The sequence below is a fragment of the Bradyrhizobium sp. 1(2017) genome, from assembly GCF_011602485.2.
In the GTDB taxonomy this organism is placed as follows: Bacteria; Pseudomonadota; Alphaproteobacteria; order Rhizobiales; family Xanthobacteraceae; genus Bradyrhizobium.
This window is the reverse complement of the sequence record NZ_CP050022.2, coordinates 7,531,253-7,552,127: the sequence shown is the minus strand read 5'-3', so window position 1 is coordinate 7,552,127 and position 20,875 is coordinate 7,531,253. Positions and strand designations below refer to the sequence as shown.

Below are 20,875 nucleotides of genomic sequence, written 5' to 3'. Positions count from 1 at the left end.
TGAAGCACCCTTCTCTCCCGCGAAACGCGGGCGAGGGAGAAGGGGAGACCTCACTTCACTTTCGGCAGTACCTGCTTCACCACCTGCTTGCCTTCGACCACCTCGACCAGGAAGCTCTGGCGGTCGATGTCGCCGGTGTCGCTGAAGGTCACGTCCATCAGGATGCCCGGCTCGTCCGCGGCCTTGATGGTGAGGCCGTGCAGCGTGTCGGCAAACTTCTTCGGGTCGACCTTGCCCATTTTCTCGGTGGTGGCCTTCACCATGTAGACCGCGAGATAGCCCTTCAGGCCGTTGTGGTCCGGCACGTAATTGTACTTCTTGGAGAACTTCTCGCGGAACGCCTTGATCAAATCGACCGGCGCGTCGGTGGTGAGGCCGACATGACCGCGCGCGCCGTTGGCGGCGTCGCCGGCGAGCTCGATCACCTTCTGGCCGATCAACGTGGTCTCGCCCATCAGCGGCGCGGTGACGCCCTGGCGCTTCAGCTCCTTGAGGATGCGCGCGCTCTCTTCTTCGTTCAGGTAGACGAACACGGCGTCGGGATTGGCAGCCTTGATCTTGCCGACGTCGGCGGCGAAATCGGCCTGGCCCGCTTCGGTCGAGAGGTCGGCGACCACCTTGGACCCGAGCCGGTCGAGCTCCTTGACCACGACGTCGCGGCCACCGCGGCCAAAATCGTTGTTGACCCAGACCACCGCAACCGTCTTCGCCTTCATCTCGTCGTGGATGTACTTTGCGACCTTCGGCATCGAGGATTGCTGGCCGAACGAGGTGCGGAACAGAAACTTGTTTCCAGTTTGCGTCAGCTCGGCAGCCTCGCCGCCCATGATCTGCGCGATGCCGGCTTCGGCCGCGAGCGGCGCGGTAACCTTCACGGAGCCGGAATAGCCGGGCCCGAGCAGCACGTAGGGTTCGGCATCGAGTGCCTTCTGCACCTGGGCGCGGGCGACGCCGGGGTTGGATTGCGAATCTGCGTGGGTGACCTCGAGCTTGCGACCGAGCACGCCACCCTTGGCGTTGATTTCCTCGATGGCGAGATCGATGCCGTTCTTCCAATTGGTGCCGACGGTAGCCCCGCCGCCCGAGAGCTCGGCGACGTCCGCGAGCTTGATCGCCTGGGCCAAGGCGCTCGTCGCCGTCATGGCGGTGAGCAGCGCACCCACCAGTAGCGTTGATTTCATCGTCCTCTCCTCCCGCTTCAAATTTTGCAAGCGGCCTTGTATCCGGCCGCTTCGCCTCAAGCTGCCTGGTAGGCAGCGCTGCGCGCCGCCATCACGGCATCAAAAGCCTCTCCCATGATCTCAGTCGATGGGGCAAGGCCGGTGAACAGTTCGAAGGCGTCGGCGGCCTGGTAGATGGCGAGCTCGCGGCCGGTCATGATCCGGGCGCCTTTCTCTTGCGCTGCGGCAAGCAGCGGCGTGATCAGCGGCGAATAGACGGCGTCGGCGACCCACAAGTCTGTCCTGAGCAGCACCGCCGGCACCGGCGTATCCCGGTTCGGGAGCATGCCGACCGGCGTGCCGTTGACGAGGCCGGTTGCACCATGAAGCGCGTCCTCGACGCTGGCGGCAACGCGGGCGCCGCCGCGCGGGGCGAGCAGGGCGGCCAGCTTTTCGGCACGGGCCGGCTCACTGTCGAAGATGCGGATGTCGGTCACGGCAAGGCTCGCCAGCGCAAACGCGATCGCCTTGCCGACGCCGCCGGCACCGATCAGGGCAACGGCATTGGCGGATGGTGCCAGCAGCGGCGCCACCGCGCGCGCAAAGCCGGTCGTGTCGGTGTTGTGGCCGGTCAGCCGGCCATCCCTGACGACGACGGTGTTGACCGCGCCCAAGGCGGCAGCCCCAGGTGCCAGCGTGTCGAGCAGAGGGACGACGGCTTCCTTATAGGGATAGGTGACATTGACGCCGGCAAAGCCGAGCCGCCGCACACCTTCGAGCATCATGGCAAGACCGGCCGGGTCGGCGCCGGCGACCTCGATGAGCTGGTAGTGGCCGCGCAGGCCCAGCGCATCGGCGGCGGCCTCATGCATGGCGGGGGACGCGGAATGCGCGATCGGCGCGCCGATCAGGCCGGTGAGAAGCTTCTTGCTGGCGGCGTATCCGCGCTTCGACATGGTTCGCTATCGTCTTGTTGGGAGCGTCCGGTCCCGGCCATTAACGGGGAAATCCACGCAATTCCAGCCAGGACGATAGTCTTTCCCTCGCCTAACACAATTACCCTTTTATCCGGCAAACCTAACATAATGTTATTTCCTTCGGCTGCGTGCCGGTGCGGCCCTGCCGTTGCCGCGGGCGGGCTCTACCGCGCGCATCTCGGTGCGCAGAGCGTCGATGAAATACTCGGCATGGAGCGACAGCGGCGCGCCGCGCTTCACGGCGATATAGGTGTCGAATCGCGTCGGCTCGGTGATCTTTAGCAGCTCGATTCCGGGATAGCCGCCATGGGCGACCGTGAACTGGTCGATGATGGCAATGCCGAGCCCCGCCTTCACCAGCGCGCAGACCGTGGTGCCGAAGCGCGCGCGGATGGTGATGTTGTAGTCGAGCCGGTTGCGCGCGAAGATCTCGGCCATGATGCGGCCATAGGGATCGTTCGGATCGATGCCGATCAGCGGATAGCGGGTGATCTCGGCGGCCGAAACCTGCTTGCGGCCGGCGAGCTCATGCCCCGGCGGCACGATGCAATAGAGCTCGCCTGAGGCGAGCGGCATGAAGTCGAGCCCGGAATGCTCCAGGCGGTAGCTCATCGCAACGCACTCGCCGCGGCCGAGCATCAGATAGTCGATAGCCTCCTCGAGCTTGAGGATGTTGATGTCGATGCCGAGATCCGGATAGCGGCGGCGGACGCGCTCGATCGCGCGGGGCACCATCACCTGCGAAATGCTCGGCACCGAGCCGATGCGCAGCTCCGACAAGCCGCCGCGGCCGATCTTGGAGATGATCTCGGAGAGGTCGTCGACCTTCTTGTAGACGCCGTTGATCTGCTCGAAGATGTTCTCGGCTTCCGGCGTCGGGAAATAGCGCCCGTTCTGGCGCTGGAAGAAGCGGATGCCGAGCGAGCGCTCGGTGTATTTGACGAGGCGGCTGATTCCCGGCGCCGAGACGTTGAGCAGCTTCGCCGCGCCACCGATGGTGCCTGTCACCATCACGGCGCGGATCACTTCAACCTGGCGCAGCGTCATCATGTCCTGGGCATCCGAGAGGATTTGGCGGCGATCATCTCATGAGAGCGGTGTCGTCATCCAGCGGCAAGTGTCCGAGGCAGCATGGACGCCGTCTTCCCCTCGCCCTTGTGGGAGAAGCTCAACTTCGCTGTCAGATTGTTTCGACCAAAATCAGCGCGTTCGAATAAAACGGCGGCATCGTCGCGCGATCTGCATCGGCGTCGGTTGCTGCAAGCGCTAACTCGCCGGGCCCTCGGGCAAACGGCTGCCGGCCAGCTCCGTGCGCTCGCTTTGCAGCACCTCGCGCGCGAACTCGATGATCTTCTGCTTGTTTGCCGTTTGGCGGACGGCGAAGAACACGCGGTTCAATTCCAGACCGAGCACGCTGTTGAGGGCAATGTCCTCATCTTGCATTTGGTTTTCCCGCTGCGGACGCCTCAGGTGTAACTTGACGTCAATTCTGCCACAAGTAGTTTAAATCTTCAGAGCAGAAGTGCACCGGGAAACTACGGCCACAGCGAATTGAGGCAGCACCCGAATACGTGCTATATGGAAGGGCAAGGTCAGGAAACGTACCGATGTCCGCCGCAAACGCCGTTGATTATGGCCGGGAGGCGCTCGACTTCATCGAAGGGCTCGGAGCCCATACCAACGTTCCGGACGCCATGGACGCGCTTGCAACCGCGTTCGGCCGGTACGGTTTCGAACATATCATCGTGACGGGCTTGCCGAATCCCGAGCAGCGCTTTTCCCAGATGGTACTCGCCAAGAAGTGGCCGGCGGAGTGGTTCAGCCTCTACACCCAGAAGAGCTACGACCGTGTCGATCCCGTGATCCGCAAGTGCCGGCAGACGGTCAATCCTTTCGAGTGGTCCGAAGCGCCGTACGATCCGGAGCTGGAGCCGGGTGCGCTGGAGGTGATGCGGCGCGCCGCCGATTTCCGCATGTCGCGCGGCTTCGTCGTGCCGATCCACGGCTTGACCGGCTACGAGGCCGGCGTCTCGCTCGGCGGCGTCCACCTCGATCTCAACGCGCGCAGCAAGCCGGCGCTGCACCTGATCGGGATGTACGGCTTCGATCACATTCGTCGTCTGCTCGACCCGGCACCGCATCCTTCGACGCGCCTCACGCCCCGCGAGCGCGAGGTGCTCGCCTGGGCCTCGCAAGGAAAATCCGCGTGGGAGATCGGCGAGATCCTGCACATCACGCAACGCACCGCGGAAGAGCATCTTGCAACTGCCGCGCGCAAGCTCGGTGCCGTCAACCGGACGCATGCGGTCGCGATCGCGATCCGGCACAGAATCATAAATCCCTGAAATCTTCGCCTACTGGGAAATTTCCCAATAGTCGATTTTGCCTTTTTCGCTGAGGCTCCCCTCATTTCGAACCATGGGGGGAGTTCATGATTCATGTGATTTCTGCCGCCAATCGGCACCTGTACGAGGACGTCCTCGAACAGCATTTTCGGGTTCGTCACGAGATTTTCGTCGAGGAGCGGAAATGGGAGGCGCTGCGCAAGCCCGATGGCCGCGAGATCGATGGCTACGACAATGAGGACGCGATCTATCTGCTGGCTCTCGACGACCGCCGGGTGCTCGGCGGCTTCCGCCTGTATCCGACCACCAGGCCGACGATGATGAGCGAGGTGTTCCCGCATCTCGCGGCGGTGCGCGGATGCCCTTCGGACCCGCTAGCCTGGGAGTGGTCGCGCTTCTTCGTCTCGCGCGAGCGCCGCGACGGCGCGTTCAATCTGCAATTGATGGCGGCTGCGCAGGAGTTCTGTCTCGATCAGGGCATCGAGCGTCTCTGCCTCGTCATGGAGACCTGGTGGTTGCCGCGCTTCCACGACATCGGATTCGCCGTCACGCCGCTGGGATTGCCAGCGCTGGTGGAAAATTCCTGGACCATGGCGGCGACGATCGAGGTCCGCCAGGAGTCGCTCGATGTCGTGTGTGACCGGATCGGAACGACGAGCGTCCTCCAGCACGATGGTCCGCGGATCGATTGCATTGCCCGTGCCAACCGCGGCGGCCTTGCCGCCGCACAACGAAAGAGCGTCTGAGATGTCGAACATGATGCGGGACAGCCAGATCATGGCGCAGACCAAGGACGAGAATCTCGGCTACATGTCCGACATGGCGCTCGAGCTGGCGCAGATGGCGGACGATTCCGGGTTGGCAACGCTGGCCTACCTGTTCCGGATGGCCGCCCTGGAGGCCTCGACGGCCAACAGCGTGCTCGGCGAACCCGACGACCTTGCCCGGCAGATGACGCACTAGAGCGCGATGAGGTTAGGACTCATCGTCCTCGCGCTTCAGATTATTGTTTGAGCATGATCTTTCTCGGAAAACCGCTGCACGCCTTCCGGATCATGTTCTAGACGCTCACGTTCGATGACGTTCGATCGCACCCTCCCCTCGGCAGCCGGCCGGAGGGAGGGTGTTCTTTTGGGTATTCTCTTGGGCGGCCTCTTACGCGGTCTCTCGGGTGCGGCAGGTTGCCCCATGCTGCGCGGCAGTTTTCTTGCAATGCCGTTATCTCATGCAACGGCATGCAACAAAGTGCATGTTTGGCGCAGAATCGCTCTTGCCTCGGAACGATACTGCCATTACCCATTTTTCCGCCTTGAACAGGCAGGGGGAGCTCTTTCACTGATGGCGACCGTGTTCGAACATCGGCGCGACTCTACGTGCGCCTGAAAGAGTCTTGATGCTGCTCGTCGTCGAACAATTCTTGAACGGATTGCAGTTCGGCCTGCTGCTGTTCCTGCTCGCCGCCGGCCTGACGCTGGTGTTCGGGATCATGGATCTCGTCAACCTCGCGCATGGCTCGCTCTACATGATGGGCGCCTATTTCGCCGCGACCTTCGCGGCGTGGACCGGCAGCTTCCTGCTCAGTGCGCTGATGGCGCTTGGCGCGACGCTTGTGCTCGGCATCGTGCTCGAGGTGTCGGCATTGCGGCATCTCTACGGCCGCGACCATCTCGACCACGTGCTCGCGACCTTCGGCCTGATCCTGTTCTTCAATGAAGCCGTACGTCTGATCTGGGGCCCGGCAGGCCTTGCGCTGCCGCTGCCGGCCTGGCTTACCCGTGCCGGTGCCGATCCTGCCCGGCATCCACTATCCCGCCTATCGCCTTGCCATCATCGCCGTCGCGCTGCTGGTCGCGCTCTTGCTCTATCTCGGCGTCATGCGCACCCGCATCGGCATGCTGATCCGGGCCGGTGCGTCCAACCGCGAGATGATCGGGGCGCTCGGCATCAACATCAAGCTGCTCTACACGCTGGTGTTCGGCCTCGGGGCCGCGCTCGCCGGCCTTGCCGGCCTGATGCAGGCGCCGATCCTCACGGTGCAGATCGGCATGGGCGAGAACATCCTGATCCTTGCCTTCGTCATTATCGTGATCGGCGGTATCGGCTCTATCCGCGGCGCGTTCCTCGCCGCGATCTTCGTCGGCATGATCGATACGCTCGGCCGCGCCTTCCTGCCGAACCTGCTCCGGCAGGTGCTGAGCGGCGCCGCCGCCTCCACCGCTGCGCCTGCGCTGTCGTCCATGCTGATCTATCTTCTCATGGCGATCGTGCTGGTGGTGCGGCCGGAGGGGCTGTTTCCGGCCAATCGCCGATGAAGGCTTTCACTGTGAGCAAGGCCGTCACGGCCCTGATGCTGGCGGGCCTCGCGCTGCTGCCGCTCTATTCGCACCTGACCGGCAACATCTTCATCCTGACGCTGTTCACCCGCATCGTCATCCTGGCGCTGGCGGCTGCGAGCCTCAACCTCATCATGGGGTTTGGCGGCATGATGAGCTTCGGCCACGCCGCCTATCTCGGCATCGGCGGCTATGCGGTCGGCATGCTCGCGCAGGAAGGCGTAGGTTCCGGTTTCGTCCAGTTTCCGGTCGCGCTGGCGGCCTCCGCTCTCTATGCGCTGGTAATCGGCGCACTCTCTTTGCGCACGCGCGGCGTCTATTTCATCATGATCACGCTGGCCTTCGCCCAGATGGCCTATTACGTCGCATCGGGCCTGGCGCGATACGGCGGCGACGACGGTCTCACCGTCTACAAGCGCAGCGACTTCTCCGGATTGATCGATCTGTCGAACCGCACGCAGTTCTATTATCTCTGCCTCGCCTGCCTGTTCGGCGTCATCTTCCTGATCTGGCGCATCGTCAATTCGCGCTTCGGCCTCGTCGTGCAGGGCCTGCGCTCCAACGAGCAGCGCATGCAGGCGATCGGCTTCCCCGCCAAGCGCTACCAGCTGGTCTGCTTCGTCATATCAGGCACGATGTGCGGCCTTGCCGGCGCGCTGCTCGCCAACAACACCGATTTCGTCAGTCCGGCCGTGATGTACTGGACCCGCTCCGGCGATCTCATGGTGATGGTGATCCTGGGCGGCATGGGCACCCTGTTCGGCCCGATCATGGGCGCGGTGGTGTTCCTGCTGCTGGAAGAGCTGTTGTCGCAGATCACCGAATATTGGGCGCTGATCATGGGCCCGCTGTTGCTGCTCATCGTCCTGTTCGGCCGCGGCGGCATCATGGGCGCGCTCGGGAGGGCTGGCCGTGGCTGAACCCTTGCTCCGCGTCGAAAAGCTGGTGCGCCGCTTCGGTGGCATCATCGCGACCGACAACGTCTCGCTCGACGTCGCCAGCGGCGAGCTGCACGCCATCATCGGCCCGAACGGCGCCGGCAAGACGACGCTGATCAGCCAGCTCACCGGGCATCTCGAACCGCATTCGGGCAGCGTCTCGCTGGCCGGGCGCGACATCACCTATTTGCCGGCCTATCGCCGTTGCGCGCTGGGCCTGGCCCGTTCGTTCCAGATCACCTCGCTGCTGCTCGATTTCACCGCCGCTGACAACGTCGCGCTGGCGGCGCAAGCGCATGCCGGTACTTCGTTCCGCTTCTTCGCCGATGCGCGCAAGGAGAAGGGCCTGCGCGATGCCGCCCATGCCGCGCTCGATCGCGTCGGCCTGTCGCATCGCGCCGACGTCGTGGTGTCCAGGCTCAGCCATGGCGAGCGGCGCCAGATCGAGCTTGCGGTCGCGCTCGCGAGCAAGCCGAAGCTGTTGCTGCTCGACGAGCCGATGGCCGGCCTGGGGGTCACCGAATCCCAGCGCATGGTGAAGCTGCTCCAGGAGCTGCGGAAAGAAGTGTCGATCGTGCTGGTCGAGCACGACATGCCGGCGGTATTCGCACTCGCCGACCGCATCTCGGTGCTGGTCTATGGCCGTGTCATCGCCTCCGGCGATCCGGCGGCGATCCGGGCGAACGAAGACGTCAAGCGCGCTTATCTCGGCGATCAGCATGTGGTGACGCATCATGGCTGACACGCTGCTCGACGTCGACGGCATCGAAACCTGCTACGGCCTGTCCCAGGTGCTGTTCGGCCTGTCGCTGGCGATCAAGCCGGGCGAGATGGTCTCCCTGATGGGCCGCAACGGCATGGGCAAGACCACGACCATCCGTTCCATCATGGGCCTGACGCCGGCGCGGGCAGGCGCGATCCGCTTTGCCGGCGCCGAGGTGCGGCAGCTGCCGTCCTACAGAATCGCAAAGCTCGGCGTCGGTCTCGTGCCTGAGGGACGCCAGATATTCCCGAACCTCACCGTGCGCGAAAACCTGGTCGCGGCCGCCGCTGATCGTTTCGGCAGTCCCAATCCCTGGACGCTGGCCGCGATCTACGTGCTGTTTCCGCGTCTCGCCGAGCGCGCCGCCAATATGGGCAACCAGCTCTCCGGCGGCGAGCAGCAGATGCTCGCCATCGGCCGTGCGCTGATGACCAACCCGAAGCTTCTCATTCTTGACGAAGCGACCGAAGGCCTCGCGCCCCTGATCCGCGAAGAGATCTGGAATTGCCTGTCGCTGCTCAAGAGCCGGGGCCAGTCGATCCTGGTCGTCGACAAGAACGTCGACCACCTCGCCCGCATCTGCGATCGCCACTACATCATCGAGCGCGGCAAGACGGTGTGGAGTGGCACCTCCGACGAGCTGATGGCGGAGCCGGATCTCCAGCACAAATATCTGGGAATCTGACGCGTCCGTTGTCTTTGACCACGCGCAGCCGCGTTCACCAATAGATCCCGTGGCGGTGCAACTCGCGGACCACGCGAGACTCGACGGACGGCGCGCGTCGCTTCGGCTTGGCGGTGGCCTGGGTCGGAGCCTCTGATGCGGCTGTCGTTGTCGTCGCGGTCGTCTTAGGCGTGTTCGGCGCAGTCGCCGTTGCCGTCTGATTGGTCGCAGGCTGTGCCGCTGCCGGCGACTGCATCGCTTGCGGCGTGCCAGCCGCTGGTGCGGCCGGCTGCTCGCTTGGCTGTTGATTCGAGGTGCTCGCCGCAAGGCTGAGACTGCGCGAGCCACCGGCATACGCCTGGCTTGCGACCAGCGACAGAGCGGCGATCAGGATCAGTTTGCGCATGGCCATGCCCATTAACCGGTCAATCCGTCTTACCTAATCTCACCCACAAGCCGCTAACGCGCCAGCCGATGGGCACCGATTTCGATCAGGGTTGTCCGGCAGGACAGGCGATAGATCAGGCTGAACAATCGACCCCACATGATCGAACTCCTCTGTTGATCATGGAGGGCAGGCTAGACCCCGCGTCTTTCCGGCCGTTTTCGCGGCGAGGGGAAAAAGGCTTCGTCGACGCCTGCGGTGATGTCGTCGGAACAGGCCGGACGAAGTCGCCTCACGCCCGCGTGAGGCGTATCGCCATCAGAACACCTCGAAATATTCGCGGTGCTCCCAGTCGGTCACCTCGGACAGGAAGCGGTCGATCTCCGCGTTCTTGATGTGGGTGTAATAATCGATGAATTCAGGCCCGAACTTCTCGCGGAAAAACGGATCGTCCTTCAGCGCGCTGACCGCATCGCGCAGTGACCTCGGCAACAGCGGCGCCTTGGTCTCGTAGGGCGTGTCGGCGGACGGGCCTGGATCGAGCTTGCGATCGACGCCGTCGAGGCCCGAGAGGATCTGGGAAGCCATGTAGAGATAGGGATTGGCAGCGGGCTCGCCGATGCGGTTCTCCAGACGCGTGGCGGCATCATTGGCCGCGCCGAGCACGCGGATCATCACGCCGCGATTGTCGCGGCCCCAGATGGCGCGGTCCGGTGCCAGCGAATAGGACCGGTAGCGCTTGTAGCCGTTGATGGTCGGCGTGGTGAACACGGCCGACGCGCGGGCGTGATCGAGCAGGCCGGCAAGGTAGGCCTTGCCAAATGCGCTGAGCGGCTCGCCGCCGTCTTTCGCCATGAACAGATTGTCGCCGCTCGCGCGCGACACGATCGACTGGTGCAGGTGCCAGCCGCTTGCGAACACGTTCGGCAATTTGGGTCGGCACATGAAGGTGGCGTGATAGCCGTGCCGTCGCGCGATCTGCTTCACGGCAGAGCGGAACAGCACCATGTTGTCGGCGGGCTCGAGCCCCTTCTTGGGCGCGAAGGTGAACTCGCACTGGCTCGGCCCGAACTCGACCTCGACCGAGCGCAAGGGCAGTCCAAGCGCCACGATATCGCGCCGCAAGATCTCCAGCACCGGCTCCATCTGATCGAAGCGCTGCTCGGTGAGATATTGATAGCCGTGGCTGAGCAGGCTCACGGAGGGCGGCGTGCCGGGCTGACCGGCGTCCTCGGGCCGCATATGTGGATCATCGAGCTTGAAGATGTGGAATTCGACTTCCAGGCCCGCGACGAAATCATGGCCGCGCGTGCCGAGCTCATCCAGCACCCGCTTGTAGAGCGCGCGCGTGGCGAAGGGCACCGGGCGGCCATCGCTGAAATAGAGATCGCACAGCACCCAGCCCGTCGTGGGTGCCCACGGCAGCACGCGAAACGTCGTGGGATCGGCGACCATCAGCACATCGGCCGCGCCCTCCATTTCCTTCATGCCGAAGCCGCCGCCCGAGGTGAACACCGGGAATACCGTGCGGTGCGAGGTGTCCTTGGCGAGCATGGTGGTGGTGATGGAGCACCCGCTCTCCAGCGCGGCAATCGCCTCCGAGGCGATGATGGTCTTGCCGCGCAAGATGCCGTGCTGGTCGGGGAAGGCGAGGCGGATGACCTCGAGGTTCTTTTCGGTGGCGATGCGGCGCATGCGCGCCGCCGCGTCTTTCTGCTCGTCCGACCACAGCGCATGACGCGCGACGAAAGTCACTTTGGCTGCTCCTTGCTGCTCTGTCATTCCGGGACTCGCGAAGCGAGTACCCGGAAGCTCGAGTTTTCCGGGTTCGATGCTAGCGCATCGCCCCGGAACGACGGTGCCTCAATTTACTCCGCCGCCGTCAGCCGGTGCACGTTGTCGGCAATGTCCTTCGGCACCGGCGCGGTCCACGGCGCGCCGCGGCGGCGCTTGACGTCGACCTCCATCCAGTAGGTCTCCCAGCCCCGGGTCGGCCCGATGCCGTCCATGGTCGCCGGACCCTGGATCGAGCGAGCGTTGGCTTCGTCGAGATGCAGCATCGGCTTCTTGCCGCCCGAGACCTTCTCGATCTCCTGCCGGAGCAGACGGCGATACTGCACGATCGCCTTGTCGCTCTGACCGAGATGCTCCTTGGTGCGGTCCTGGATCGCGCCCATCGATTCCACCGCCCACTGGTCGTGGACGTTGATGTCATTGCCCATGCCGGTATAGGTCGCGGTCTGCTGCTCGTGCGGATCGAAACCGTAATCATTGCTGCGGTTCTTGCGCGATTTGTAGTCAGGCAGCTCATAAAGCTCGAGGCGCTGCTCGCGCATCTTCTGCTTGTCGACCGGGTTCGAATAGCTGGTGAAGATCGCGTACCAGTAGCAGTTCTCGTCGTCGACCGGCACGTGCCACTGCGTGATCGTCATCTCCGTGCTCATCGGGATGACGAAACCGTGCGGGAAGAGCTGGTTGGTGACGCGCACATGGGTGCGCTCCTCGTCGATCTCGCGCAGCGCGATCAGCCTGAGGCCATATTCGGTGTGCTCGACATTGATGATCGGGCGATCATATTCGCGCAGGATCTTCGTCATCGGCAGGTCGGAGCCGGCGGAGGCACCGCGGAATTGCTTGCCGTAGGCGGTGGACGTGTCCTCGTCCTCGAAGAAGCGGTGCAGATAGGAAGCGTGCGCGGGATCGATGCCGACCTCCAGCGCCTGCAGCCAGTTGCAGGCCATGTGGCCCTTGAACGCAAAGGTGTGCGTGCCGGGCGCGACGAAACAGTCAAGCTCCGGGAATGCGGGCGGCTCACCCTCGCCGAGATAGGCCCAGAGGATGCCGCTCTTCTCGACCACGGGATAGGAGCGCTGGCGGATGTTCTGGCAGAGCTTGGAATCCTTCGGCTCGGCCGGCGTCTCGATGCACTGGCCGGTGGCGTCGAACAGCCAGCCGTGGAAGGCGCAGCGCAGGCCGCCATGTTCGAGCCGCCCGAAGGCGAGGTCGGCGCCGCGATGCGCGCAATGGCGATCGATCAGGCCGTAGCGGCCGGCTTCGTCGCGGAACAGCACCAGATTCTCGCCGAGCAGTTTTAAGGGACGGATCGGTCGCGCACCCTCCAACTCATCGACCAGCGCCGCCGGCTGCCAGTAGCTCCGCATCAGCTTGCCGCAAGGGTCCTTAGGCCCGGTGCGGGTGATCAGGTCGTTCTGCTCCTGGCTCATCATGGCGCATGCATCCTTGTGGAGTGGCGTTTGTTCGCCTATTGAACGAATGGGCGAATTATGACATGCCTTGGAGCGGCAGCAAGCACTATTTTGCAGGATTGTCCCGAGGTCATGCCCAAGCTGAAGCGAAGCGAGAGCGACGAGCGTGCGACCGATTTCGTCGAGAGCCTCGATCGTGGCCTCCGTCTGCTGCAATGCTTCGGCACCACCACCGGCCCGATGACGCTGAGCGATCTTGCCCGGGCCGCCGATCTGCCGCGCGCCACCGCGCGGCGCATGCTGTTCACGCTCCAGCGCGGCGGCTTCGTCAGCGGCGACGGAAAGCTGTTCTCGCTGACGCCGCATGTGCTGACCCTGGCGGCGTCCTATCTGCGCTCCAATCAGCTCGTCGCGGTGCTCCAGCCGGTGCTCGATCGCGTCGCGACCGCGGCAAATGAAATCTCCTCGCTCGCCGTGCTCGACGGCGATGATGTCGTATTCGTCGCACGCAGCAGCCCGGCGCGGATGTTCTCCGGCGGCCTCGAGATCGGCTATCGTCTCCCGGCCTTCTGCACCTCGGTAGGCCGCGCCATGCTCGGCCAGCTCGACGATGCCGAGCTCGCTGCGCGTCTGAAGGCGATGGCGCGCGCGGCGTTGACGCCGCTGACGGTGACGGACCCGAAGGCGCTGCTCGCGCGCATCGCGTCCGACCGCGCGCAAGCCTATTCACTGGTCGATCGCGAAGCCGAGCCGCATTTCCGCTCGATCTCGGTTCCCGTGCATCGTTACGACAATGTGATCGTCGCGGCCATCAACATGGGCGCCCACGTCGATCGCGTGACGGAACGGGAATTGATCGATCGTTTTCTGCCGTTGCTGCGCGACGGCGCGGAGTCGGTGCGCTCGCAACTGCTGTGAGCTTGGCTGACCGCGCGCACAGGTCGCGGTGCACCCGCGCACCTGCTGTGTCAAAAGGAAAAAATGCCGCATGACACACCTCTCATCGCCACCATCGTCGCTGGACTTGGATTAGCCTTCGTACTTGGAACAATCGCGCAGCGGTTCCGTGTGCCGCCTCTGGTCGGCTATCTCCTCGCGGGTGTCGCAGTCGGGCCGTTCACGCCGGGTTACGTTGCCGATCAAGCGCTTGCCACCGAGCTTTCGGAACTCGGCATCATCTTGCTGATGTTCGGCGTCGGGCTGCATTTCTCGCTTCAAGATCTGCTCAGTGTCCGCAACATCGCCGTACCCGGCGCCGTCGTGCAGATCGCGGCTGCGACGCTGATGGGGCTTGGCCTTGCGTTCCTGATGGGCTGGAGCGCCGGCGCCGGCCTCGTGTTCGGACTGGCCTTGTCGGTCGCGAGCACCGTCGTCCTCCTTCGCGCGCTTCAGGAGCGGCGCTTGATGGAAACCGATCGCGGCCGCATCGCCGTCGGCTGGCTCATCGTCGAGGACCTCGCGATGGTGCTCGTGCTGGTGCTGTTTCCGGCTATCGCGAGCCTTCAGGGCGGCGCGGACGGCCAGCCAGCTTTCGATCCACTGGCCGCACGGCTGGGCCTCGGACTCGCCGGGGTCGTGATGTTGACGGTCGTCAAGATCGTCGTGTTCATCGGCCTGATGCTCGTGGTCGGACGCCGGCTCATCCCTTGGATCCTGCACTACATCGCGCACACAGGCTCGCGCGAGCTGTTTCGCCTGGGCGTGCTCGCGATAGCGCTGTGCATCGCGTTCGGAGCCTCGAAGCTGTTCGATGTCTCGCTGGCGCTGGGCGCCTTCTTTGCCGGCATGATGCTGCGGGAATCGCCGCTCAGTGCACGCGCCGCGCAGGAATCGCTCCCGCTGCGCGATGCCTTCGCCGTGCTGTTCTTTGTCTCCGTCGGCATGATGTTCGACCCTCTCAGCGTCATCCGCGAGCCCTGGCCTTTGCTGGCGACGCTCGCGATCATCATGCTCGGCAAATCGGCTGCGGCATTTTTGATCGTGATCCTGTTCCGGCATCCGGTCGCGACCGCGCTGACGATCTCGGCGAGCCTGTCGCAAATCGGCGAGTTCTCCTTCATCCTGGCCGAGCTCGGCGTCGCCTCGCAGATTCTGCCGAAGGAGGGCCGCGACCTGATCATGGCGGGCGCGATCCTTTCCATCATGCTCAATCCGCTGATGTTCGCGGCCGTCACCTGGCTCGCGCCGCTGCTGGATCCGCGCCGGGATAAGCCGCAAGCCGCGGCCGCCGTGCCCGAGCCGATCCGCACGACCGAGCTGACCGACCATACAATCGTGATCGGCTATGGCCGCGTCGGCGCGCTGGTGGGCGATGCCTTGACGCAGCGGCAATTGCCGTTTCTCGTCGCCGAAGTCGGAGAGCGCGCGCTCGAGAAGCTGAAGCAGGGCGGCATCGAAACCATCATGGGCAACGCCGCGCAGCCCGAGATCCTCGGCGCGACCAACCCCTCGCGGGCGAGACATTTGGTGATCGCGATCCCCGAAGCGTTCGAGGCGGGACAGATCGTGCAGCAGGCGCGTGCGGCCAATCCCGACATCCAGATCATCGCGCGGGCGCATGCGGATGCCGAAGTCGATCACTTGAAGGGACTGGGAGCTGATGTCGTGATCATGGGTGAACGCGAAATCGCGCGCGGCATGATCGAGGAGCTGGAAAGGAGATATCCAGATGCTGCCCAAACTCCCCGCGCGCGCGCGGCCGGTTCGGTCGTTTGATCTGATTACGCCTGCGGGACGGATCTACCGGTTTCCGCCGCCGACCTTGTCGCAGCGGCTGCTGCGGTGGGGGCTCGCACATGCGGAAACGGTGGCGATCTCGGTGGCAATCCTGGCCTTGATCTATGTCGCGGGCTTTGCCGCCGAGGCCTTGGATCGGTCGGTGTTTGACGCATGCAACGATAGGGCGCGGCAGCCTGTCGGAATGTCGTAACCCGGGCAAGCGAAGCGATACCTGCGAAAGTGTCGCAAGACCCCGGATGTCGCTTCGCACATCCGGGGGTGCGGGCCTATAATCCGCTCCACACGAGTCCAAGGGAGCACGCCATGCAACACACCATGGTTCCCAGCGACCGCGTCGAGCACGTCGCCGTCTTTGGTTGCGACGGCAGCAAGCTCGGCACGATCGAGCGATTGATGCTCGACAAGGTGAGCGGAACCGTCGCCTATGCCGTCATCAAGACCGGGCGGCTGCTCGGCACCCATCATCATTATCCCGTGCAGTGGAGCGCACTCAAATATGATCCGGGACGTCAGGCCTTCCAGGTCGATCTGACGCCGGAACAATTGAGCAGCGGCCCCTGCGAAGTCGATGGCGATGAATTCGACTGGGGCGACCGCTCGCGGCCGTACCAGCATCCGAATTACTGGTCGATCTAGCGGAGCAGCAATCGTTGTTGCCCGGGCCAGCCCGGACGTCGCTGCGCTCATCCGGGAGACGGCATCCCGCGCCCGTCCTTACCGCTCAGCCGCCTCACGCTCCATGTCGCGCCCGGAGAGATCCTCGCCCTGCATGTTGGCATAGTCGCGCGCCATCTCCCGCATCAAGAACTTCGCCGGCACGTCGTGATAGGTGCCGCGGTCGTTGACATATTGCATGTAGGCGCGTCCTTCGCCGTCGAAGGGATGTAGCAGCGCGTCGGTGTGGCCGTCGAAATCGAGTGGGGCCACGCCGACCTTGGCGCAGAGCGTATCGTTGAAGGTCGGCGTCGCCTTGCGCCAGGCGTCATCGACATAAACCTCGGTAAAGCCATGCCAGGTGAAGATGTCCGTGCCCATGCTCCGGCGCAGCTTCTCGGTGGTGAGGTGGTTCTTCACATCCGCAAAACCGACGCGGGCCGGAATGCCGTGGACGCGGCAGACGGCCGCATAGAGCGCGGCCTTGCCGACGCAATAGCCCTGCCCTGCGGCGAGCACACTCGACGCTCGGAAGGTCTCGGCGGCGCGCATGCTGACATAGGGATTGTAGCGGATGCCGTCGCGCACCGCCTTGTAGAGCACGCTCGCCTTGCCGCGCACGCTCGCATCCGTGCGCACGGCTGTCTCGGCGAATTGCTGCACGGCGGGGTGGTCGCTGTCGATGTACTCGCCGGGGTCGGTGTAGAGGCGGCGGATGGTATCGGGCAGGGTTTCGGTCATGATCTGAGCTTAGCAGCCGGCTTTCGCCGGGCTCAATTTCATTCGTTGCAGGCCGCCCATGCTTGCGGCACTACCCCGTCACCGCTTGCGTCGAGCCGCTACCGCTTTTGCAAGCGGCGACGCTGCGCTAGGATACTGGGACCGTCGACCCCTGGGGAGACGTAGCGTGCTGAGATGGTGTGCCCATTGCCAGCAGTTCATTGGGGAGATGCCGCCGCACGCGGACCTCAGCATCACGCACGGGCTGTGCCGGAAATGCGCGGGCGAGCAGCCGGATCTGCTCCGCGACGATGAGTATGCCCATGCGGTGGTGCTGCGGGACATCTTTCAGGCGCTGTTTGCCGCCGGTCGCAGCAACGATTTCGATGCGGCCGGGCCGCTAGTCGACCGGGCCATCGTCGCCAATTGCCGGCCGGTGGACATCCTCGTCGGCATGATCGCGCCGATGCTCTACGAGATCGGCCGCGCCTGGGAGCGCGGCACGCTCACGGTCGCGGGCGAGCACGAGTTCACCGCCTTCGCTGAGCGGGTGGTCGATCTTGTCGAGGCGCGGATGAAGCAGGCCTGGTCACAGCCGGCGCGGTTTGCCGGTGACGGCCGCTATTTTCTGATGAACGCGCCCGGCAACGCCCATGTGGTGGGAATTCGCATTCTCGCGCTCTGGCTGCAGAACCAGGGATGGCCGACGCGTCATGTCGACGAGCGTACGGTTCTCGATGCCCTGTCCGAGCCTTCGCTTGCCGGCGAATCCAAGACGCTGCTCGTCTCGATCGCCCTGCCCGAGCAGTGCGATGCCGTCAGAGCGCTCGTCGAGCGCGTGCAGGCGTTGCCGGCACCTCGTCGTCCAAAGATCGTCCTCGGCGGCTACGCCGTCAAAACGCGCCTGGTGCCTCGTATCCCCGGGGTGATGCTCGCCCGCGACATCAGCGCGCTGGGCCTCGACTGAAAGCGGCTAGCTGCGGTTGCGCATCCAGTCGGCGAGGCCGGACAGCGCCTTGTCGAGATCCTGCCGCGCGGCGCGATCTGCCACCGTCTCCTCCAGCGCGCCGCGCATGCAAATCATCCAGGCGTCGCGCTCGGCATCACCGATGGCAAAACCGATGTGCCGTTGCCGTAGCCGCGGATGGCCCTTCTCGACGGAGTAGAGTTTTGGGCCGCCGGTCCATTCCGTGAGATAGCGCTTCAGTACGTCCCTGATCAGGCCGAGATCGTCCGCGTGCATCGCGCGGACGACTTTCGCCTCCGGCAGGGTGTCCATACGCTCGTAGAAGCGGTCGACCAGCCGGTCGATCGTGGCGCTGCCGCCAATCCGTTCGAACATGGAGATTGCGACATCGCTATCGGTCATCTCTACAGCGCCACGCTGCGCAGTCCGAAACTGCGCGCTTCGTTTTGCAGGACCGGTCGCACCGCATCGATCAGCCGGGCGGCGGCGGCGTCGACGGACAGGCCCGCAGTATCCACCACGGCCGTCGCGCGCGAATACAGCGGCTCGCGGCTCAGCAGGATGTTGCGCAGCTCCGCCATCGCGGAGCGATCGTCCGCCATCGGGCGCAGGTCGCCCTGGCGACGGACGCGGGCCATGTGCTCCTCAGGCTCGGCCTTCAGCCAGATCGTGTAGAACGACGTCAGGATCTGGTCGAAGGTCAAAGGCTCGGACACGATGCCGCCGCCGGTCGCCAGCACCAGCAGCTCGTTGCGCGCGAGCAGCTGTTGCAGCGCCGCCTGCTCCATGCGGCGAAAGCCTTCCTGGCCGTAGAGCGCGATGATCTCTGCGACCGAGAGTCCGTTCTGATGCTCGACCTCCTTGTTGAGCTCGACGAAGCTCCAGCCGATCTTCTTTGCGAGCATCCGCCCAAGCGTCGATTTGCCGGCGCCGCGCAGGCCGATCAGCGCGATGCCGCAGAACGGCGCGCGCCGCGGCGCCGACGCGCTGCCGCCGGCGAGCAGGTCTTTTGCCTGTGCAATCTGCGCCGGCGTCGCCTTGCGCAGGAGGTCGCGAAACATCGGCCAGTCCGGCGTCGGATCGGCGCTAGGAAGCAGATCTTCCAGATGCGCGCCCATCGCGTCGGAGACGCGGCGGAGCAGCACGATCGAGACATTGCCCTTGCCACTCTCGAGCTGCGCGATGTAGCGCTCCGAAATTCCTGATACCTTGGCGAGCACTTTGCGCGACATGCCGCGCAGCGCGCGCATGGTGCGCACACGCTGGCCGAGCTGTTCGAGGAATTGGGATTCGGCGTCGGGACTGTCGGTCATGAGCCTTCTTTAACGGGTGTCCTGCGGCGCGTTTTAATGAAACATAGTGCCTGATGGCATTGACAGCAAGCCGCCACAGTGTCTTTCTATGAATTATAATTCTAAATTCTGGGGAGACGCCCGTGAGCGAGGGATCCTACAATGCGGTGACCTGGCTGCTCGACCGTAACGTCGAGGAGGGCAGGGGAAGCAAGCTCGTCTTCGACGACACCGTCTCGCGGCTCACCTATGGCGAGCTCCAGTGCGAGAGTCGCCGCGCTGCCAACATGCTGCGCCGGCTCGGCGTCCGCCGCGAGGAGCGTGTGGCGATGATCATGCTGGATACGGTCGATTTCCCGATCGTTTTCCTGGGCGCGATCCGCGCCGGCATCGTGCCGGTGCCCCTGAACACGCTGCTCACCGCGGACCAGTACGCCTACATCCTCGCCGACTGCCGCGCCCGCGTGCTGTTCGTCTCCGAAGCGCTCTATCCCGTCATCAAGGACGTCGTCGGCCGCATGCCCGATCTCGAGCATGTCGTGGTCTCCGGCGCCAAGCAGAACGGCCACAAGCAGCTCACTGAGGAGATCGCTGGCGAGAGCGATCAGTTCACCACCGCGGCGACGCACCCGGATGAGCCGGCGTTCTGGCTCTATTCATCGGGCTCGACCGGCATGCCCAAGGGCGTGCGTCATCTGCATGCGAATCTGCAGGCGACCGCGGACACCTACGCCAGGCAGGTTCTCGGCATCCGCGAGAGCGACGTCTGCCTCTCCGCGGCAAAGCTGTTCTTCGCCTATGGCCTCGGCAATGCGCTGACCTTCCCGATGTCGGTCGGTGCCACCGTGGTCCTCAACAGCGAGCGGCCGACACCGGCACGCATGTTCGACCTGATGAACCGCTACAACCCGTCGATCTTCTACGGCGTCCCGACGCTGTTCGCGGCGATGCTCAACGACGAGGCGATGAAGGCCGAGCGTGGCGGCAAGAGCTTGCGCATCTGCACCTCGGCCGGCGAGGCGCTGCCGGAATCCGTCGGCAACAGCTGGAAGGCACGCTTCGGCGTCGACATTCTCGACGGCGTCGGCTCGACCGAGCTCCTGCACATTTTCCTGTCCAACGCGCCCGGCGACATCAAATATGGCTCGTCCGGCAAGCCGGTGCCCGGCTATGCGGTGCGGCTCGTCAACGAGGCCGGCCAGGACGTCGCCGACGGCGAGGTCGGTGAGCTCCTGGTCGACGCGCCCTCGGCCGGTGAGGGCTACTGGAATCAGCGCCACAAGAGCCGCCGCACCTTCGAGGGTCCGTGGACCCGCACCGGCGACAAATATGTTCGCGACGCAGAGGGCCGCTACACCTTCTGTGGCCGCGCCGACGACATGTTCAAGGTCTCCGGCATCTGGGTTTCGCCCTTCGAGGTCGAAAGCGCGCTGATCACACACCCGGCCGTGCTGGAAGCTGCCGTTGTACCCGAGGCCGATCCGGAAGGATTGCTCAAGCCAAAGGCCTTCGTGGTGCTGCGGCCCGGCGCCAAGACGAGCGACCTCCAGGACGTGCTGAAGGAGCACGTCAAGCAGAAGATCGGCCCTTGGAAATATCCGCGCTGGATCGACGTGGTGGACTCGCTGCCGAAGACCGCGACGGGCAAGATCCAGCGGTTCAAGCTGCGCGAAGGGGCGAATTGAGCACGGCCGTCATGGCCGGGCTTGTCCCGGCCATCCACGTGCCGCCG

Annotated in this window: 22 protein-coding genes and 1 pseudogene; 13 read left to right on the top strand and 10 right to left on the bottom strand. The window is 64.5% G+C overall.

Going from position 1 to position 20,875, the window contains the following annotated elements; genetic code table 11:
- Nucleotides 1–50: 50 nt before the first annotated feature.
- The 4 genes from HAP40_RS35825 to HAP40_RS35810 form a co-directional block, all read right to left on the bottom strand.
- Nucleotides 51–1,181, bottom strand: a complete 1,131-nt coding sequence (locus HAP40_RS35825; RefSeq protein ID WP_166812425.1) for an ABC transporter substrate-binding protein — start codon at nucleotides 1,179–1,181, stop codon at nucleotides 51–53.
- 56 nt (nucleotides 1,182–1,237) lie between these two features.
- The gene (locus tag HAP40_RS35820; protein WP_166812427.1) at nucleotides 1,238–2,116 is read right to left on the bottom strand and encodes a shikimate dehydrogenase; all 879 of its coding nucleotides are present in this window, start codon (nucleotides 2,114–2,116) and stop codon (nucleotides 1,238–1,240) included.
- Between the two features lie 132 nt (nucleotides 2,117–2,248).
- Nucleotides 2,249–3,187, bottom strand: coding sequence for a LysR family transcriptional regulator (locus tag HAP40_RS35815; RefSeq protein WP_166812429.1), 939 nt, complete (start codon nucleotides 3,185–3,187; stop codon nucleotides 2,249–2,251).
- A 216-nt stretch (nucleotides 3,188–3,403) separates the two neighbouring features.
- The gene (locus tag HAP40_RS35810; protein ID WP_166812431.1) at nucleotides 3,404–3,580 is read right to left on the bottom strand and encodes a hypothetical protein; all 177 of its coding nucleotides are present in this window, start codon (nucleotides 3,578–3,580) and stop codon (nucleotides 3,404–3,406) included.
- Nucleotides 3,581–3,744: 164 nt separating this feature from the next.
- Between HAP40_RS35810 and HAP40_RS35805 the strand changes: the two genes are divergently transcribed.
- The 7 genes and pseudogenes from HAP40_RS35805 (at nucleotide 3,745) to HAP40_RS35775 (ending at nucleotide 9,201) form a co-directional block, all read left to right on the top strand.
- Nucleotides 3,745–4,482, top strand: a complete 738-nt coding sequence (locus tag HAP40_RS35805; RefSeq protein WP_166812433.1) for a helix-turn-helix transcriptional regulator — start codon at nucleotides 3,745–3,747, stop codon at nucleotides 4,480–4,482.
- 86 nt (nucleotides 4,483–4,568) lie between these two features.
- Nucleotides 4,569–5,228: an acyl-homoserine-lactone synthase gene (locus HAP40_RS35800; protein ID WP_166812435.1), complete on the top strand. Its 660-nt coding sequence runs from the start codon at nucleotides 4,569–4,571 to the stop codon at nucleotides 5,226–5,228.
- Nucleotide 5,229: 1 nt separating this feature from the next.
- The gene (locus HAP40_RS35795; RefSeq protein WP_166812437.1) at nucleotides 5,230–5,445 is read left to right on the top strand and encodes a hypothetical protein; all 216 of its coding nucleotides are present in this window, start codon (nucleotides 5,230–5,232) and stop codon (nucleotides 5,443–5,445) included.
- Between the two features lie 430 nt (nucleotides 5,446–5,875).
- A pseudogene (locus HAP40_RS35790) lies at nucleotides 5,876–6,794 on the top strand (branched-chain amino acid ABC transporter permease).
- Entirely contained in the window at nucleotides 6,791–7,735 is a 945-nt protein-coding gene (locus HAP40_RS35785; protein WP_166812441.1) for a branched-chain amino acid ABC transporter permease, read from the top strand. The pseudogene HAP40_RS35790 and the gene HAP40_RS35785 overlap by 4 nt, the downstream one beginning before the upstream one ends.
- Nucleotides 7,728–8,495, top strand: coding sequence for an ABC transporter ATP-binding protein (locus HAP40_RS35780; RefSeq protein WP_166812443.1), 768 nt, complete (start codon nucleotides 7,728–7,730; stop codon nucleotides 8,493–8,495). The genes HAP40_RS35785 and HAP40_RS35780 overlap by 8 nt, the downstream gene beginning before the upstream one ends.
- A complete protein-coding gene (locus tag HAP40_RS35775) occupies nucleotides 8,488–9,201 on the top strand; it encodes an ABC transporter ATP-binding protein (RefSeq protein ID WP_157330819.1) in 714 nt (237 codons plus the stop codon). The genes HAP40_RS35780 and HAP40_RS35775 overlap by 8 nt, the downstream gene beginning before the upstream one ends.
- A gap of 34 nt (nucleotides 9,202–9,235) precedes the next feature.
- Here HAP40_RS35775 and HAP40_RS35770 read toward each other — a convergent pair whose 3' ends face one another.
- From HAP40_RS35770 to HAP40_RS35760, 3 genes are all read right to left on the bottom strand, one after another.
- On the bottom strand, nucleotides 9,236–9,592 hold the full coding sequence (locus HAP40_RS35770; RefSeq protein WP_334270870.1) for a hypothetical protein: 357 nt from the start codon (nucleotides 9,590–9,592) through the stop codon (nucleotides 9,236–9,238).
- A 291-nt stretch (nucleotides 9,593–9,883) separates the two neighbouring features.
- Nucleotides 9,884–11,320, bottom strand: a complete 1,437-nt coding sequence (locus HAP40_RS35765) for a glutamine synthetase family protein (protein WP_166819223.1) — start codon at nucleotides 11,318–11,320, stop codon at nucleotides 9,884–9,886.
- Nucleotides 11,321–11,433: 113 nt separating this feature from the next.
- Entirely contained in the window at nucleotides 11,434–12,792 is a 1,359-nt protein-coding gene (locus HAP40_RS35760) for an aromatic ring-hydroxylating dioxygenase subunit alpha (RefSeq protein WP_166812445.1), read from the bottom strand.
- Between the two features lie 111 nt (nucleotides 12,793–12,903).
- On the opposite strand from HAP40_RS35760, the gene HAP40_RS35755 reads away from it, so the two are divergent.
- From HAP40_RS35755 to HAP40_RS35740, 4 genes are all read left to right on the top strand, one after another.
- Complete coding sequence (locus tag HAP40_RS35755) at nucleotides 12,904–13,689, top strand: IclR family transcriptional regulator domain-containing protein (RefSeq protein WP_166812447.1); 786 nt, start codon at nucleotides 12,904–12,906, stop codon at nucleotides 13,687–13,689.
- Between the two features lie 63 nt (nucleotides 13,690–13,752).
- A complete protein-coding gene (ybaL, locus tag HAP40_RS35750; protein ID WP_166812449.1) occupies nucleotides 13,753–15,486 on the top strand; it encodes a YbaL family putative K(+) efflux transporter in 1,734 nt (577 codons plus the stop codon).
- Complete coding sequence (locus HAP40_RS35745) at nucleotides 15,440–15,700, top strand: hypothetical protein (RefSeq protein WP_166812451.1); 261 nt, start codon at nucleotides 15,440–15,442, stop codon at nucleotides 15,698–15,700. Before ybaL ends, HAP40_RS35745 begins: the two co-directional genes overlap by 47 nt.
- Before the next feature lie 113 nt (nucleotides 15,701–15,813).
- Nucleotides 15,814–16,146, top strand: coding sequence for a PRC-barrel domain-containing protein (locus HAP40_RS35740; protein ID WP_166812453.1), 333 nt, complete (start codon nucleotides 15,814–15,816; stop codon nucleotides 16,144–16,146).
- 78 nt (nucleotides 16,147–16,224) lie between these two features.
- Here the strand turns inward: HAP40_RS35740 and HAP40_RS35735 are convergent, their stop codons facing one another.
- Nucleotides 16,225–16,905, bottom strand: coding sequence for a transglutaminase-like domain-containing protein (locus HAP40_RS35735; protein ID WP_166812455.1), 681 nt, complete (start codon nucleotides 16,903–16,905; stop codon nucleotides 16,225–16,227).
- 166 nt (nucleotides 16,906–17,071) lie between these two features.
- On the opposite strand from HAP40_RS35735, the gene HAP40_RS35730 reads away from it, so the two are divergent.
- Nucleotides 17,072–17,851, top strand: coding sequence for a cobalamin B12-binding domain-containing protein (locus HAP40_RS35730; RefSeq protein WP_166812457.1), 780 nt, complete (start codon nucleotides 17,072–17,074; stop codon nucleotides 17,849–17,851).
- 6 nt (nucleotides 17,852–17,857) lie between these two features.
- Here the strand turns inward: HAP40_RS35730 and HAP40_RS35725 are convergent, their stop codons facing one another.
- Nucleotides 17,858–18,253 (bottom strand): group II truncated hemoglobin, encoded by a 396-nt coding sequence (locus tag HAP40_RS35725; protein ID WP_166812459.1) that lies wholly within the window; start codon nucleotides 18,251–18,253, stop codon nucleotides 17,858–17,860.
- A gap of 2 nt (nucleotides 18,254–18,255) precedes the next feature.
- Nucleotides 18,256–19,164 carry a helix-turn-helix transcriptional regulator gene (locus HAP40_RS35720; protein WP_166812461.1) on the bottom strand — a complete coding sequence of 303 codons (909 nt, stop codon included), beginning with the start codon at nucleotides 19,162–19,164 and terminating at the stop codon, nucleotides 18,256–18,258.
- A 122-nt stretch (nucleotides 19,165–19,286) separates the two neighbouring features.
- Between HAP40_RS35720 and HAP40_RS35715 the strand changes: the two genes are divergently transcribed.
- Nucleotides 19,287–20,828 carry a benzoate-CoA ligase family protein gene (locus HAP40_RS35715; protein ID WP_166812463.1) on the top strand — a complete coding sequence of 514 codons (1,542 nt, stop codon included), beginning with the start codon at nucleotides 19,287–19,289 and terminating at the stop codon, nucleotides 20,826–20,828.
- The last annotated feature ends 47 nt before the right edge of the window (nucleotides 20,829–20,875 follow it).